Origin of the sequence: Shewanella sp. 10N.286.51.B7, assembly GCF_002873615.1 — a bacterium.
In the GTDB taxonomy this organism is placed as follows: domain Bacteria; phylum Pseudomonadota; class Gammaproteobacteria; order Enterobacterales; family Shewanellaceae; genus Shewanella; species Shewanella electrodiphila.
Genome location: NZ_MCUF01000098.1, coordinates 50,333 through 66,881, shown reverse-complemented (window position 1 = coordinate 66,881; position 16,549 = coordinate 50,333). Strand labels below are relative to the sequence as shown.

General features: G+C 40.2%; 14 protein-coding genes. 7 read left to right on the top strand and 7 right to left on the bottom strand.

The features are described 5' to 3' along the window. The first annotated feature begins 4 nt into the window (after positions 1 to 4). Positions 5 to 970: a LysR substrate-binding domain-containing protein gene (locus BCU84_RS20410; RefSeq protein WP_102529875.1), complete on the top strand. Its 966-nt coding sequence runs from the start codon at positions 5 to 7 to the stop codon at positions 968 to 970. Positions 971 to 1,075: 105 nt separating this feature from the next. Here BCU84_RS20410 and BCU84_RS20405 read toward each other — a convergent pair whose 3' ends face one another. Continuing rightward, positions 1,076 to 2,098: a hypothetical protein gene (locus BCU84_RS20405; RefSeq protein ID WP_102529874.1), complete on the bottom strand. Its 1,023-nt coding sequence runs from the start codon at positions 2,096 to 2,098 to the stop codon at positions 1,076 to 1,078. 74 nt (positions 2,099 to 2,172) lie between these two features. Next, entirely contained in the window at positions 2,173 to 3,474 is a 1,302-nt protein-coding gene (locus BCU84_RS20400; RefSeq protein WP_102529873.1) for an anaerobic sulfatase maturase, read from the bottom strand. Between the two features lie 222 nt (positions 3,475 to 3,696). Between BCU84_RS20400 and BCU84_RS20395 the strand changes: the two genes are divergently transcribed. From BCU84_RS20395 to BCU84_RS20385, 3 genes are read left to right on the top strand one after another with little or no spacing between them, the layout of a single operon-like run. Further along, positions 3,697 to 4,545, top strand: a complete 849-nt coding sequence (locus BCU84_RS20395; RefSeq protein WP_102529872.1) for an SUMF1/EgtB/PvdO family nonheme iron enzyme — start codon at positions 3,697 to 3,699, stop codon at positions 4,543 to 4,545. 46 nt (positions 4,546 to 4,591) lie between these two features. Further along, positions 4,592 to 6,286, top strand: coding sequence for an alkaline phosphatase family protein (locus BCU84_RS20390; RefSeq protein ID WP_102529871.1), 1,695 nt, complete (start codon positions 4,592 to 4,594; stop codon positions 6,284 to 6,286). A gap of 46 nt (positions 6,287 to 6,332) precedes the next feature. Beyond that, positions 6,333 to 6,743 (top strand): hypothetical protein, encoded by a 411-nt coding sequence (locus tag BCU84_RS20385; protein ID WP_102529870.1) that lies wholly within the window; start codon positions 6,333 to 6,335, stop codon positions 6,741 to 6,743. 24 nt (positions 6,744 to 6,767) lie between these two features. On the opposite strand, the gene BCU84_RS21070 is transcribed toward BCU84_RS20385, so the two are convergent. Then, positions 6,768 to 7,091 (bottom strand): hypothetical protein, encoded by a 324-nt coding sequence (locus BCU84_RS21070; RefSeq protein ID WP_241906503.1) that lies wholly within the window; start codon positions 7,089 to 7,091, stop codon positions 6,768 to 6,770. Positions 7,092 to 7,523: 432 nt separating this feature from the next. Between BCU84_RS21070 and BCU84_RS20375 the strand changes: the two genes are divergently transcribed. Continuing rightward, positions 7,524 to 9,263, top strand: a complete 1,740-nt coding sequence (locus BCU84_RS20375) for an ABC transporter transmembrane domain-containing protein (RefSeq protein ID WP_241906507.1) — start codon at positions 7,524 to 7,526, stop codon at positions 9,261 to 9,263. A 129-nt stretch (positions 9,264 to 9,392) separates the two neighbouring features. Here BCU84_RS20375 and BCU84_RS20370 read toward each other — a convergent pair whose 3' ends face one another. Continuing rightward, entirely contained in the window at positions 9,393 to 10,991 is a 1,599-nt protein-coding gene (locus BCU84_RS20370) for an AMP-binding protein (protein WP_102529867.1), read from the bottom strand. Positions 10,992 to 11,471: 480 nt separating this feature from the next. Here BCU84_RS20370 and BCU84_RS20365 point away from each other — a divergent pair, with 480 nt between their 5' ends. Continuing rightward, a complete protein-coding gene (locus BCU84_RS20365; RefSeq protein ID WP_102529866.1) occupies positions 11,472 to 14,039 on the top strand; it encodes a TonB-dependent receptor in 2,568 nt (855 codons plus the stop codon). Positions 14,040 to 14,136: 97 nt separating this feature from the next. Here the strand turns inward: BCU84_RS20365 and BCU84_RS20360 are convergent, their stop codons facing one another. After that, positions 14,137 to 14,667 carry a thioredoxin family protein gene (locus BCU84_RS20360; RefSeq protein WP_102529865.1) on the bottom strand — a complete coding sequence of 177 codons (531 nt, stop codon included), beginning with the start codon at positions 14,665 to 14,667 and terminating at the stop codon, positions 14,137 to 14,139. 173 nt (positions 14,668 to 14,840) lie between these two features. Between BCU84_RS20360 and BCU84_RS20355 the strand changes: the two genes are divergently transcribed. Beyond that, positions 14,841 to 15,458 carry a LysE family translocator gene (locus BCU84_RS20355; protein WP_102529864.1) on the top strand — a complete coding sequence of 206 codons (618 nt, stop codon included), beginning with the start codon at positions 14,841 to 14,843 and terminating at the stop codon, positions 15,456 to 15,458. Between the two features lie 74 nt (positions 15,459 to 15,532). On the opposite strand, the gene BCU84_RS20350 is transcribed toward BCU84_RS20355, so the two are convergent. Together BCU84_RS20350 and BCU84_RS20345 are read right to left on the bottom strand one after the other, a co-directional pair. Then, positions 15,533 to 15,856: a DUF3144 domain-containing protein gene (locus BCU84_RS20350; protein WP_102529863.1), complete on the bottom strand. Its 324-nt coding sequence runs from the start codon at positions 15,854 to 15,856 to the stop codon at positions 15,533 to 15,535. Positions 15,857 to 15,927: 71 nt separating this feature from the next. After that, positions 15,928 to 16,473 carry a prepilin-type N-terminal cleavage/methylation domain-containing protein gene (locus BCU84_RS20345; protein WP_102529862.1) on the bottom strand — a complete coding sequence of 182 codons (546 nt, stop codon included), beginning with the start codon at positions 16,471 to 16,473 and terminating at the stop codon, positions 15,928 to 15,930. Positions 16,474 to 16,549: the final 76 nt, after the last annotated feature.

Genomic DNA, 16,549 nt, shown 5'->3' with positions numbered 1-16,549 from the left:
AAAAATGAAAAATACCGATCTAAACCTTATTCCCATTTTTGTGGCTATTTATGAGGAGTGCAGTTTATCTAAATCTGCCAACCGATTAAATATTACTCAGCCTGCGGTAAGTAAAGCATTAAAACGGTTACGGGATATTTATAATGATCCGTTATTTTTACGTGATAATAGTGCCATGGTACCGACACCTCGTGCGATAGATATTTACCCTGCGTTGGCTGCAGCACTGACAAATTACACGAGTACTATCGCAATTGATGGCGGTTTCGATTCGGCCTCTGCAGAGCGTGTGTATTCATTTGCAGTTATATCGGGCCTCGGCCATACGTTCTTGCCATTGGTATTTAGCCATCTTCGCAAAGAAGCGCCACATCTTCATTTTGAAGTTCATCCCATTTTTTCAAAAGATACTGAATTAGATTTGCGCTTGCAGCGCTATGATTTTGTCATCGATGCAGATCATTTTTCGCCATCTTTTATTAAGTCTCATCACTTATTTGATGAAGAATTAGTGGCTGTGATGAATGCTGAGCATCCACGGATCCATGATGAGATGACGTTAGAGCAGTTTTTAGCAGAAGAGCATATTACAGTCTCAGGTTGGCAAGCGCGGAGTAGTATTATGCGATCTGCTCATATCTCTGAACTGGATTCTCGTAATGTGGTGTATCGAACTAGCACAGTGACTGAATGTTTACCTTTGGTTTCACAAACCGATTTATTGGCTATTTGCGCTAAGAGTATCGTCAAACAGCAAGGCCTGTTATATAAGGTTAAATCATTCGCTTTACCCCTCGACAAAAATACACTGAGTATCAAATTGTACTGGCATCCTTCTAGAGATACTGACGCTGGGCATGTGTGGCTAAGAAACTATTTAGTAAATGAAGCATCCCAGTTTGGTAAATCACAGTTTGGTATATCGCAGTTTGGTAAATCGCAGTTTGGTCTAGAGAAAAACGCTGATTAAGAGTCAGATATTATGTGGCTGTGAATGACATAATATAAAAGCTAAAGCCTGCTATTTGCAGGCTTTTTCTTATGCGTTCTTTATTGTTCGTCTTTACTGTATGTGTTACTGCGCCTGTTTAGCGCGTAGGTCATTAATAACTTGTGGTGGGGCGATGTCAGCTAACGCACTGATGCATTCTTCTGTGTTTTTGTGGTTATTACGAATATAAATATCGCACATTGCATACAGGTTTTCAGGTGAGCCTGAAATTAAATATGCTTGCTCAAATGATTCAATAGATAATTCGATATCCAGTGGCTCTTGAAACACACCATTTAAATACCAGTAATAGGCATTTTCAGGCGCTAATTCAGTGGCTTTACTCATCGAGATTGCGGCAATGCTTTTCTGATTTAAACGAACTAGCGTCAGCGCTTTAGAGTAATGCAGGTTAGCATTACTGCTATCAAACTCAATGCCTTTATCCAATGTACTCAGTGCGAGTTCATCTTGTCCCTGTGCATAGTAATTAGTGGATAGATTTAAATATAACTCTGTAGTCTTATCTACTGATGTTAATAAACCGAGATATATGTTTTGCGCCAAATTAGGACGTAATGTCCAACGATAAACATCAGCTAATAACAGTTGCTGGGTATAAGACTCATCAAGTTTAAGTTGTGCAATCAGCTTATCAGCTTGGCTTCTAAGCTCTGCTTGTTGTCCCATTTGTAATTGTTCAAAATCTTTTATCAAGCTAACTGTTGCGCTAAAACGTACAGACTCAACGTCATCTTGCAGTAACGGTGCGACCATACGGTAACGGTGTTCTAAAGGGTAGGGCATTGCACCTGCAATTGCTGCTTCACGGACTATAGGTTGGCTGTCCTTTAAAGCTCTAGCGACTGCAACCAGACTGTTTTCATTTGGGTATTGGGCAATAAATCGCAGTGCTTGAGCGCGTTTTTCTGCAGGCTCATTAATATTTTGGGCAATATAAGCCATTGCTTGAGGAGTTACTGTTTCACTTGAATCACTGGTTGTCGTTTCAGTTTGTGCAGCATTGGCTGGCAAGCTGATACTGATTGCAGGTAGCGACATTGAAAGCGCTACTAAGGTGAACAATGTCAATGGACGAAATGTCATAGTTAAAACCTATCAATTCATGTAGTGAAGGCATACAAATACCCTCTATTAAAAATAATATGTAAAGGTAAATGTTATCGGTTTTTTGTGGCTTGTTGGATTAACTTATCGCTATATTTACCGTGTGCGACAGGGTGGCCTGTATTGCGTAAAATGTACGCTAAAGGTTTATCGATATAGGCGAAAAACTTTTTCCAGCCTGCACATAAGTAATTCAGGCCCGGCTCACCATCACGGCTGCTGATAAAGCGGTTTTTAGGGCATTCGCCATAACATGCAAACTGATATTCACACTGGCTGCACTGGGAGTTTATCCCGCGTGATTTTGCTAAACCAAAACTTTGCTGTTTTTCTGAAAATGCCATATCAGCTAAAGGCGTGTCTTTTATATTGCCAATTTTATATTCAGGGTAGACATAGTGGTCACAGGCAAAAACATCACCATTAGGCTCGAGCGCTAAGCCTTTGCCACAGACTTGACCTAAAGTGCATAACGGATTTTTATTGCCCATCCAGGCTTCAACACTGGCTTCGAAATATTGCACCATGATTTTACCAAAATCATGCATCACCCATTCATTAAATACAGCAATGAGGAAGTTACCCCATGCTTCATCTGAAACACACCAAGGCTCCATTACAGAACTTTTGTTTCCCGGAATAAGACGTTTATCACCTTGACGATATTGCGGAGCTTTAGTGTCGGTTTGAGGTGCATCGGTTCTGAAGGTTTTCTGCTCAACAATTGGGATAAATTGCATTTGCGGAGACTTCACCACATCGCGTAAAAAGCGGTACACCTCAACAGGGCTTTGGCTGGTCACTTTGTTGACACAGGTTAATGTTGCGAACCTGACTTCATATTTATGCAGCAGTTCTACCGCAAGCATGACTTGTCTAAATGTGCCACGACCAGCACGGTTGGTGCGGTAAGTGTTATGCATCAGCTCTGGACCATCAATGCTCAGTCCAATCAGGAAGTTATTTGCTTTAAAAAACTGACACCATTCGTCGTTAAGCAATGTGCCGTTGGTTTGCAAATCGTTAGAGATGACAACCCCTTTCGGACAATGCTTTTGTTGGTACTCAACGACTTTTTTAAAGTAATCGAGCCCCAGCATCGTCGGCTCACCGCCTTGCCAAGAGAAGATGATTTCTGGTGTGTTCTGCTGACTAATATATTGCTGAATATATTCTTCTAGTAAGGCCTCATCCATTTCAGGGGAGCAGCCTTTTTTATATTCTAGCAAGTCTTGTTTACTGAGGTAGTAACAATAGTCACAATCAATGTTGCACACTGCGCCAATGGGTTTTGCCATGACGTGCATACGTTTTGAAGCTTTACCATTAAATTGTGGACCTTGAGTTATCTTCATATCACTACCTCTTAATGGCTGAGCGTGTCTGTTTTGTACAGAATTGCTTTGTATCGTATGTAAGCTGACAGGTTTGTATCAATTGAGGTAAATTGTAAGCTATTCACTTTGATGATATAAGCTCAATTCGGCTATATCCAATATAACCATTAGTTTGGTTAACAAATCGATATAGCGTTTTATAATTGCTACTTAAAACAGCGGATTAATAATGGGAAATATATGAAACAAGCTGGTGATAATCTTGGTCACATTAACCATAGTGTTAAACCGTCAATACTGCAGAGCACTCGCACGATAGTGTCGGGAGTGATTGGCGCTACATGTCTTTTTTTTTTAAGCGCTTGCAGCACCACTAACATTTCATCTCACTCAATTTCTGTGTCGATTATGGCTGACATGGTGTTAGTTGATGGCGGCTCCTTCGTCATGGGTTCCAACTTGGAAACAGCTAAAAAGTCAGAACAGCCGGCTCATGAAGTCAGTGTAGATAGTTTTTATATTTCAAAATTTGAAGTGACTCAGGAACTGTTTGAGTCAGTAATGGGTGGTTCAAATAGCTTTTTTATTAACCCTAAAGTGCCAGTTAATAATTTAAGTTGGCAGCAAGCGGTATATTTCATTGAACGTTTAAATGAATTAACTGGCGATAATTATCGTTTACCTACGGAAGCTGAGTGGGAATTTGCTGCCATTGGTGGCAATAAGTCTAAAGGCTTTACTTACAGTGGCTCGAACAATATCGATGATGTTGGCTGGTATGCCCACAATGCTAATAATCGTGCTCAACCTGTAGGGCTCAAAAAGCCAAATGAACTTGGCCTTTACGACATGACAGGTAATGTTGGCGAGTTTGTTATTGATAAATTTGATGAAGGTTTTTATCGAGTATCGCCTAAGCATAATCCTAATAACGCTCAGCATTCAGATATCAATTTAGCCCATAAAACTACCCGTGGTGGCAGCTTTGCTTATGATGCCAACGAGTCTGAAAACTTTCGACGAGACTTTGCAAGTCAGTCAATCTTAATGTCTGATTTAGGGCTAAGGTTAGCAAAAGATGCTAACTAGTTTTAAATGAATATGGAACGTTCTATTTTTAAATCACGGAGTTCTAATGAATAAACTTAGTTTGTCTTTATATGCTTTGGCGTGCATGACGAGTTTAAGCCCACTAGCAGCAATTTCAGCAGAAACACCACCTAAATTAATCCTACAAATTACCGTTGATGGTCTACGAGGTGATTTACTGGATCGCTACAAGCATAACTTTGGTGATAATGGGTTTAAGTATCTGCTTGATGAAGGCACTCATTATACTAATGCCCATTATCAACACAGTAACACTGAAACGATTGTAGGCCACGTATCGCTTGCGACAGGCGCGACACCCAGTGTTCATGGCATGGTGGGTAATGTTTGGTATGATCGAAGCCAAGAACGCCTCGTTTATAATGTTGAAGATGAAAATTATCATATGTTGTCAGCGAATGCTGGCGTTGATAAATCAACTGAAATAGATCCAACTCAGAAGACGGCTTTAATGGATGGTCGTTCTCCAATTCCAATGCTGAGTACTACGTTTTCTGACGAGCTGATGGTGGCGACCAATGGTCAATCAAAAGTGTACTCAGTATCCGTAAAAGATCGTGGCGCGATTTCACTTGCAGGGCATATGGGTAAAGCTTTTTGGTTTTCTAAGAGTCAAGGTGAGTTTGCCACCAGTAACTATTATTACCCGCAATATCCTCAGTGGGTTAATGATTGGAATGACAGTAAGCTTTTCAAGCGTTACTCAGATAAAAGTTGGCAGTTAAGTTTAGCGAAAAAAGAATATACCTTAGTCGATTCATCCGCGACTCATAAAATTGACTTAGCAGGATTTAATAACCAATTTCCTCACCCTTACGGCGCAGGTGATAGTAAGTATTTCACGACAAAATTAACTTTAAGCCCTGCAGGGGATGAGCTGACTGCAGATTTTGCTAAAACCTTATTATCTAAAGAAGCATTAGGACAAAATAAGCATACTGACTTTTTAGCGGTGAGTTTCTCGTCTAATGATTATGTCGTGCATATGTTTGGCTCCAATAGTCTGGAAACCGAAGATAATTTACTGCGTTTGGATAAAACCCTTGCTGATCTATTCAGTCATGTGGATAAGCAAGTCGGTCTAGAAAATACTTTGATAGTGTTATCGGCGGATCATGGTGTGCCTGAAACTGCGCCACATGTACATGATATCGGGTATCACGATGCGGGATACTTTGAAGTTGATAGCTTATTAAACCAAGGGGTTAAAAAACGCTTAAAACAAGAGTTTGGTTTAAATGATGATGTAATAACTTTGTTTTCAGAGCCTTATATTTATTTAGACCGTGAATTAATTGCCAAAAAGAATCTGTCTCTTGCACAAGTGCAAACCGCGATAGCCCAAGAAGTGATGAAAGTAAAAGGGGTCGAAATGGCCATTACGTCGACTGATATTGAGTTGAATAATGTTCCGCCAACCCGAGTCGGGCAGCTGGTAATGAACAACCATCATCGACAGCGTTCTGGCGACGTTTATATCGTGTTTGCTCCACGTAAGTATATTAATGATTTAGAAGGTTTGGTTATCGCATCTAAACACGGTTCACCTTGGCGATACGATACCCATGTACCAATTATTTTTGCTGGATATAATATTAAAGGTCAACGCATTGATCGTGAGGTGACGCCATATGACATTGCGCCAACCTTATCGAATAAATTACGGATCACTCAACCTAGCGGTGCAACAGGGCAAGTGCTTGAAGAAGTAAGTCGATAAACACTCAATACAGAAATAGTAATTTTACTCAAAACAAAGGAATGATATGAACGGTGCAGGTGGAACATCAGGTGGGATTGGCTCATTTTTTATTGGATTAATTATGATGTGCGGTGGCTTTTATATGCTATTAAAAGCGATAAAAGTGACCAGTTCATTCGGCTTTAGTCATAGCCTTTATAGTGTGGGCGGGGTTGGGTTAACCAGTGGCATGATCATGATCCCATTCATGTTTGGTATTGGACTGATGTTTTATAATGCTAAGAATATCTTTGGCTGGATCCTCACTTTTGGTTCATTAGTCGGCTTGATATTTGGTGTGATAAGTTCAATCAATTTCCGCTTTAGCCATATGAGCGCGTTCGATTTAATCGTTATATTGGTGTTAAGTGTCGGTGGGTTAGGGATATTTCTACGCTCGTTAAAAAGTATAGAAAAAAGATACCCTGATGCTTAATGCTGTAAATATGGTGGTGTGTCGTTAACAGCCATTGGTGACGACATTAATAATAGGTCTTGCACTTGCTGAAGTAGCTTGTCGATAACGTAAATAGCAAGCTGCTTGACCTGCATCTTCAGTGATAACGCCATGCCAATAAATCCAAGCGCCTGCAAATACACTAGGGCGTTTGTTCCAGTCCCCATCTGGGAAGTCCATAAGTAAATCAATCCCTGCGGCAGTGCCATCTGGATAACCGTAGGCTAGCTCTACATCAATATTGTTAATGCTTAGAGTCGATGTGGGCAGTTTTTCAACGCCGGCGATAGATGCTTTTGAATAGGTTAGTGTTGCAGCCGACTGCATGGCACTTTCCATTCCATCCATTGTTGCGACAATAGAATCTTTTCTAAAGTCAATAAATTTGCTGCTAGCTACTATGGCTAAAATAGCCAATATAATGATAACTACAACCAGTTCAATTAATGTGAAACCAAATGATTTTTTCGAATAACTGAATTGGGCTGAGTGATTTTTAGGTGAGCAAAAGAATGTTTTATTCATATATTTAAAAATGTATTTCTATGTAATGTTATTATTTTTGGCTTACTTATGTTGTTAACAATAGTAGCAGCATTTTAGGTTGTGTTGATACATAACGCCGATTGATAATACATCTACATTAGTTGTTTTTGTTGTTATTATCCTAATTAACTTAGTTTCTGGTGGATGTAAACTGTGCCGAATTCAAAAGAGAGAGCGTCAACAGAGGCTCTCTTATCTAATACTTCCTCTTCTATTGCTGTATTACCTTGGATATTTGATTTTCTCAAACCTTATAAACTAAAAGTGTTTGCAGCAATAATCTTTTTGTTTATTGGCTCCTTTGCTTGGCTTTCTTTAGGTCAAGGCGTGCGGATGATGGTGGATGAAGGCTTCTTGGCTGATAACGCTGAGCGCCTTAATGAAATTGTACTGTTCATATTAGTCATCACGGCCATTAGCGGCAGTGCCGTATTTTGTCGTTTTTACTTAATGACCTGGCTTGGCGAACGAGTTATCGCTGATATTCGTTTGACTGTTTACAACCATTTATTGAATTTATCCCCTGCATTTTTTGCCGAGCAGCGTACTGGTGAAGTCATATCAAGGTTTACCGCTGACAGCACACTATTACAAAGTGTTGTTGGCAGTAGTTTATCAATGGCATTTCGCTCAACTGTGACAGTACTCGGTGCTATTGTGATGATGGCGATAACCAGTCTTAAACTCACAGGACTAGTGTTACTCGCTGTGCCAATGGTGTTTATTCCGGTGATCTTTTTAGGCAAAAAAGTGCGTCAGTATTCACGTAAAAGCCAAGATAAAGTCGGCGATTTAGGCGCATACATTGATGAAACTCTGCATGAGATCCATACCGTGCAGGCTTATGGGCATGAGCGTAAAGATAGAACCGAGTTTAATAGCCAAGTTGAATCGGTTATGACCGCAGCGAAAGGGCGAATTTTATATCGGTCAATTTTAATCTCGTCAGTGATGTTCTTAAGTATTGCAGCAATAGCCTTGGTTTTGTGGGTAGGCGCACAAGATGTAATGCAAAATAATATCAGTGCGGGTGAATTGTCTGCCTTTATGTTTTATGCGGTGATGGCAGCAGGTTCTGTTGCCACAATCAGCGAAGTCTTTAGTGAAATACAACGTGCTTCAGGGGCTGCAGAAAGACTGATTGAGTTAGTACGTACTCCGGTTGATATCCCCGAAGTGACAACCCCTGTAGTTTTACCTGCCAACATCAATGGGTGTTTGAGTCTTGAAGCGCTTCGTTTTGCCTATCCAAGTAGTAAAGAAGACGTTATTAAAGGCATTGACCTTACTATATCAGCAGGCGAAAGGGTGGCCTTAGTGGGCGAGAGTGGTGCAGGTAAAAGCACGCTTTTTGAGCTATTACTGCGCTTTTATCAGCCTAAAGCAGGTCTGGTTAAGTTAGACGATATTGATGTAGCGAGGTTAAGTCTAGAGCAGCTTAGGGCGCAATATGCATTGGTGCCTCAAGAGTCAGTCATATTTGCCACCAGTGTATTTGAAAACGTGCGCTACGGTCGTATTGATGCAACAAAAGAGCAAGTGCAGCAAGCTTGCATTACCGCAAAAGCGGATGAGTTTATCCGGGAGTTATCGGACGGTTATGATACTTATCTTGGTGAGCGTGGGGTTAAGTTATCTGGTGGACAAAAACAGCGTATTGCCATTGCTAGGGCAATATTAGCTGATAGACCAATATTGTTATTAGATGAAGCCACGAGTGCGTTAGATGCTGTGAGTGAAGTCAAGGTTAAGCAAGGGTTAGACAACCTAATGCAGGGGAGAACAACGCTCATTATCGCTCATCGACTCGCGACAGTGATTAATGCCGACAGAATTGTCGTGCTTGAAAAAGGCCAAATAGTTGCCATAGGGACACATCAAGAGCTAATGCAGTCTAGTGATGTTTACCAAGAGTTTGCCAGCTTGCAGTTACTGACAGAGCAGAGTAGTTAATCGTAATCGTAATTGACATGAGTTAAGCAATAACAACAAGAGTGTTAACATAAGCAAACGCCACTATCTAAGCTGATAGTGGCGTTTTTTATTAAGACTTGCCAATGAAATATTAGCGACTTAATGAGATTACTTTCTGAGTTCACGCCTTAGAATTTTGCCGACAGTACTTTTCGGTAACTGGGGTGTAAATTCAATGATGCGCGGCACTTTATAAGCGGTTAATTGACTGCGGCAATAGTCAGATATTTGTTGCTTGATTTGCGCTTCATCAGTTGTCGCTTCTTTTAATACAATAACAGCTTTGACTGCTTCACCTGACTTGTCATCTGCTACACCGACAACTGCACATTCAAGTACTAATTCATTTTGCGATAATACGTCTTCAACTTCGTTAGGGTACACATTAAAGCCTGATACGATGATCATGTCTTTTTTACGGTCAACTATTTTATGAAAGCCATCAGCTGTCGCGACAGCAATATCACCGGTTTTAAAGAAACCATCTTGGGTCATCACTTTGGCTGTTTCAGCTGGCTGTTGCCAATAGCCTTGCATAACTTGTGGCCCTTTTACTGCTAATTCACCCGCATCTGCGAGTGGTACTTCTTCATCATTGATATCAAGGATCTTTACTTGAGTCTCAAGTACGGGTTTACCTATGGTACCTAGCTGCTGAAAACCCGGAGCATTAAGGCTTACAACTGGTGATGTCTCTGATAAACCGTAACCTTCTGAGATCATGCAATTGGTGGTTTGTTGCCAAATATTGGCTGCAGCGCTAGTGAGAGCGGTACCACCAGAGATAGTAATGGTTAACTTACTGAAGTCGAGAGCTTGAAATTCTGGCTGGTGGCATAAGCCAACAAATAAGGTATTTAGGCCGGCAAAACCTGTAAATGGGTAGCTGGCCATGGTCTTTATAAGGCCACTAATATCACGTGGGTTTGGAATGAGTACCGAGCAGCTGCCTGATTCAAAATACAGGACTAGATTCACCATGAAGGCATAGATGTGATATATCGGTAAAGGCGCAACAAAAATATCTTCTCCCGGCGTCATGGTGCTAGCTATACGAGATTTAACTTGCGCTGAGTTAGCTAACATATTGCGATGACTTAACATTGCGCCTTTTGATAACCCTGTGGTGCCACCAGTGTATTGCAGTGCGGCAAGATCAGTTTGTAATGGTTTTACAGGAGTGTAATTTGATTGCGCGCCAAGTGCGAGCATCTGATTAAATTCAATCTTTTCAAATGGGGTATCAGCTTGAGGTTGTGGATTAATTAAGTCCAATGCATGCGTACTAATAACTAACGATACTGAAGTTTGTTCAATGACGTTATTTAGTGTTGGCAGTAAATCCGATAACACCACCAAGGCTTTGGCACCAGAATCATTAAATTGATGAATTAATTCACGCTCGGTATATAACGGGTTGGTATTAACAATAATCAGCCCTGCTCGAATCGCGCCGTAAGCTGCAATGACAAATTGGGTAATATTGGGAAGTTGAATTGCAATTCTATCTCCCACTTCAAGTCCACTGTGTTGTTGTAAGTAAGTGGCAAAATGACGTGATGCTGCTTCAATCTCATTAAAAGTGGTTTGCTTGCCTAAACAGGCATAAGCGACATTGTCTCCATACTGCTGACAAGTTTGTTCAATTAAATCTACCAGCGATTGATACTTTTCTAGGTTAAGTATTGTATCTGCGTCGTATGCCATGGTTATCACCTTTATTGTGTTTGTTCTTCTGATAATCAAACGAGCGTTTAGATTAGAGCTATTGTGCTCAAAAGGTCAACAGAATTCGCGATATATTTTTATTATCACATTAATATCTATAGAGTTTTTACTCTACATATGTAATTTTATACTTGTACAACGAAGGTATTAATGCTGGTTTTTTAAACTAAATAAAGTTATCTGGATGGTGTTACTAATTAAGTGATGCCTAATTTGCAGGTTAATGTGCTGCTTAGTTGTGTTTTTCTATATGTATTTAGTTAATCTATCTTTTTTATTGGCTGAAAGGCGTTGATTATTTTGATGAATAATAGAAATTATTAGCAATTGTGTTTTATTTGTTATAAAAATGTAACTGCAAATGGAGTTACTTCATTTTGGGAGAGACGATGTTTACGTCATTGAATTGATTTAAACACCTGTCACAAGCATGAAATTATAATAAATAAAGAGACACCAATGATGACTAATTTAAAGAAAAGGAAGTTTGGCTTAAATTCATTAAGCCTTGCTGTAACAGTGGCTTTAGCCGGCTCTGTTATGTCAACACAAGCAATGGCCGAAGATGAAGAAGTCGCAGAGAATGTAGAAAAAATTGCTGTTGTGGGTAGTCGCGCAGCACCTCGTTCAGTGGGTGAGTCCCCAGTACCTGTGGATATTATTAGCGCTGATGATTTAAGGAAAAATGGCTCAACTGACATGATTGATATGTTAGTTACTTCTGTGCCTTCTTTTAACTCTCGTGCACAACCAATTAGTGATGCTGCAACCTTAGTTCGTCCAGTAAATTTACGTGGTCTTCCATCAGATAGTACTTTGATTTTAGTGAATGGCAAACGTCGCCATCGCGCTTCGGTAATTGCTTTCCAAGGTGGTGGTATTAACGATGGTGCTCAAGGGCCTGATATTTCAGTCATTCCAAGTATTGCTTTAAAGCAAGTTGAAGTACTTCGTGATGGAGCTGCTGCACAATACGGCTCAGATGCAATTGCAGGGGTGATGAACTTCCAATTAAAAGATAGCGCTGAAGGTGGCTCAATTAGTGTCAGCCATGGTGAGTATTATGAAGGCGACGGCGCAACAACGACAGTTGATGGTAACATCGGGTTACCACTAACAGATGCTGGTTTCGTGAATATTAGTGCACAATATAAAACCGCTGATGCTACAAGTCGAAGCGTACAGCGTCCGGATGCTGCGGGTTTAATTGCGGGAGGCAACACTTTTGTCAATGACCCTGCACAAGTATGGGGTAATCCAGAAATAAACGATGATTACACCATTTTTGCTAATCTTGGTTTTGATTTTAATGACAAACACAGGGTTTATGCATTTGGTAACGTTTCATCAAGAGAAGCAATTGGTGGCTTCTACTACCGTAACCCTCACAATCGTGGCAATGTCTATTCAGTTGACGGCGGAGAAACTTTATTAGTCGGTGCGGTCAATGGAGACCAATCAACTTGTGATGTTGTTCCTGCAAATGTTCCTAATGTACTTGATACGCCAGAGTATGCCGCTATGGTTGCGGATCCTAACTGTTTCTCTATGAACCAAGTTCGTCCAGGTGGTTACACGCCACAATTTGCCGGTACGATTGAAGATATGTCTTTCTTCTTCGGCTTTGAAGGTGAGATGGGTGAATGGAATTATGATGCTAGTGCTGGCACAGGTTCAAACAAATCTAGCTTTAGTCTTTATAATTCTTTAAACCCTTCACTTGGCCTTGCTGCTAACCCTGAAGATACGCAAACAGATTTTGATACTGGTGCTTATGAGCAGGTTGAAACAACGGTCAATTTGGATTTCTCTCGTTTCTTTACCCTAGGTTCAGTTGAAGATATTAGCTTTGCTACAGGTTTTGAATGGAGAGAAGAATCATTTGAAATTACTCAAGGTGAAGAAGCCTCTTGGATTGCTGGTCCTTATGCTGATCAAGGCTTTAATATCGGCTCACATGGTTTTAAGGGCTTTGGTCCAGAAGCAGCAGGTAAAAATGATCGTAGTAACATTGGTATTTATGCTGATGTTGAAGCCTATTTAACAGATGACTGGTTATTAGGTGTTGCACTTCGATATGAAGATTTCTCGACATTTGGTGATACGTTAAATTATAAAATCTCAACCCAATATTCATTTACTGATTATTGGTCTATGCGAGCATCTCACAGTACTGGATTTAGAGCGCCGACTGTAGGTCAGGAAAATGTTGTGAATACGCAAACATCGATTGTAAATGGCGATTTGATTCAGACATTTATTGCACCTCCAACGGATCCATTGGCGGCATTTTATGGCGGTGAAGTGTTAGAACCTGAAGAATCTGTAAACTATGCAATTGGTACAGTATTTGAGTATGAAGATTTCTTCTTAACAGTTGATTACTACAATATTGAAGTGACAGGTCGTATTGCGCAATCAAGTCAAATCGAAGTGAAAGCTGAAGATTATGATGACTTACGTGATGCAGGTGTTGAATTTCCTGAGTTGATTTCAGCGGTGACCTATTACACCAATGATTTTGATACAACGACTCAGGGTGTGGATATTGTCGGCTCTTACGAGACAGAGTTGATGTCTGGTGACACAATGTTCAGTCTTGCTTATGGCTGGACAGATACAAACGTTGATAAGTTCGATCCGGATACAACTGATGAGGGTAAGGTACGCCGTCTAGAAGATGGTATTCCAGCTCATCGTGCAACCCTGACATGGAATCAAACTTGGGATGATTTAAACGTTTCATTACGTGGTAATTACTTCGGTGAATACTACGCTACTCATGCAGATGATACTTCTGACTGGGGTTCTGAAACGGCTGATTCTGCAGTGACAGTAGATTTAGAGGTTAGCTACACAATGTTCGATCAGTTAACCCTTTCTGTCGGAGCAAACAACTTGTTTGATCAAGAAGCACAAGAGTTAAAAGATGGTACTCAAGGTGTGCTAGGTGCAGTTTACTATGAAAGTGGTCCATTTGATTACAATGGCGGTTTTTACTACGGTAAAGTTAGTTATGTATTCTAAGTTTATGGATATGATTTAATAAAAAACCTTGCCAGTTGGCAAGGTTTTTTTTTGGCTGATAGGTAGGTTTACATTTAACTTATCTTAATCAGACTGATTACTTAGCTGCTTCTAAAGATTGAAATACAGCGTTCATGGTTAACTCTACAGGAAGTAATATTCCTTGAGGATGACTGGGACCATAGACTTTGTTAAATGGTGTACCCATTCCACCATTTTTGCCTACATAGCTTTCAATCATGGGGTTGGGCTCTGTCCAGTTACCTTTCATTAGTACAATATTATCTGCTTCTAATGCATTTACTATCGTTTCACGACGAGTGACATTCGCTTTATTGCTTCGACACGGTAAACACCAGTCAGCGTATATATCCACAAAAACGGTATAACCTTGATCGACCAATGGGGCTATCTGTGCAGGGTTGAGAGGCTGCCATTGTAGTCGTTTATATGCATTATAATCTTCAGTTTTTTGTAAAAATGCATATATCCCAGTAAAGCATATCGTCATAAAACCTAACAATATAATAATGGCGGTCGGAATATTTTTCCCTTTGATTTTAAAGAAAATAAGTAACGCAATACCAGCAAGCAATAAACCAAGTAATATAGGAAACATTAAGGTCATGATGATGTTCTCTGAGATGTGTACAGTATATTGATATTCACTATATCAAGGATTACTTAATTTGAGGTTAAATGAATGTTGTTAATAGAAATTCATGGTAACGTACGGCTTTTAATGAGTTGATTCATACAGACTCAAAGAGTTAACAATGCAAAATATGGGAATCGAGTGTAATGGCGTTTAGTACTTGGTTAGGTTTACTAGCCATTTGTTGTTTAGGGGCGATGTCACCAGGGCCAAGTTTAGCTATGGTATTGAGGCATACTTTGTCAGGCGGGCGATTACATGGCGTTGTTTGTGCTTGGGCGCACTCAATCGGTATTGGCGTTTATGCATTGGTGACGTTATTAGGACTGGCTGTTGTTTTAGAAAAATCACCCATTATTTTTAACGCCATTGCGGTTGTTGGGGCACTTTATCTTGCATGGATGGGTTTTCAAGCACTTCAATCTAAAGGAGGCATGGAGCAAAAACTGCAATCTGGTGAGCCAAGTTCATTGCTTCAAGCGGCGAGAGATGGCTTAGCAATTTCATTATTTAACCCGAAAATCTTACTGTTTTTTCTCGCCCTATTTAGTCAATTCGTTATAGCGGCTGAAACGCTTACAGGGCAAACTTTGATTGTACTAACCCCGCTTGTGGTCGATGGTTTGTGGTATACGATTATTGCAGTGGTGTTGTCTCACGGGCCTGTTTTGTCACGGCTTCGCGACAAGGCGGCGATAATTGATAAGTTGTCAGGGGTAGTGCTTATTTTACTAGCAGTTAGGGTGATTATTAATTTGTTCTAGTGTTACAAGGTTGGTTTAGCCGAAAAATACAAAGCCATCGGTTAGATGGCTTTTTCGTATATTAAGTCTATCAATTAGCCTTTGAAGACTTGCACTGAATCATCAGCTTTTTCTTCTGTGGCTTTTTGTCCGCCTGGAGGGTTCTTGATATGGTCATTCAAGTTTTCGTTCAGCATGCCTTTGTATTCATCAGAGAACCAATTTAAGGCATTTTCTTTTTCTGCTTCTAAATCTGAAGACTTGATTGCAGCTTCGAAGGCATTGTAGCGCGCAGCAGCAAAGCGAAGCGCAGTACCGACTTTACCGATATCATTTTCAGTTTGACCAAGTTGATTTGCCAGGGCAATAAATTGATCCGCTAATTGGTACATGGTTGTTTCTGTTTTTTCTTCAGACATGAAAATCTTCTCACAATGATTTAAAAATTAGCCAAGAGTCTACCTACTTTACCGACAGAATAAAGTAGCAATTACGTATTCGGGTCAGAATCTGTGATCACTTGACCATTGCGTGAGTCGTAATAGATTGAGAGTGTGGCTAATGGATTATAGAAATACCGACATTGATCTGGATTGATATAAGTGGCTCTGTAAACTGAGTCGTCAGGGTTAGTGCTGGTTGTAATGGAAGGAGCATCTTGCAAGATAGTCTCCCAAACGGAAATACAGTCATTGGTGTTATTGAGTCTTGGGGATGATTCAAAAGGAGGCCAATTTTGCGCCGGATAGCCCCATTGATTAATGTCTAGCTGACCATCAGTACCTGCGTTTTCAAAAATCTGAAGATTATCAGCAGGGCCAGAATTTCCTAACGCTGCCCATTTCATATTAGCCAATGAAATACCGCTGGAAAAAGCGCCGCCAGTCCCTTGGACTGTAGAAACTTCAGCATCTTGTTTAATATTGATAAACTTGGGTAATGCGATAACGGCAATAACGCCTAATATAATAATAACAACGACTAATTCTATTAGGGTAAAACCAAATGTCTTTTTGGTGTTCAGTTTCTTGGGCATCAACGAACATCCTTTTTATTTTGTTATGAAATTAATTTTAAGTTAAAAAATATTTTTATGCGAGTTGTTGGCAATT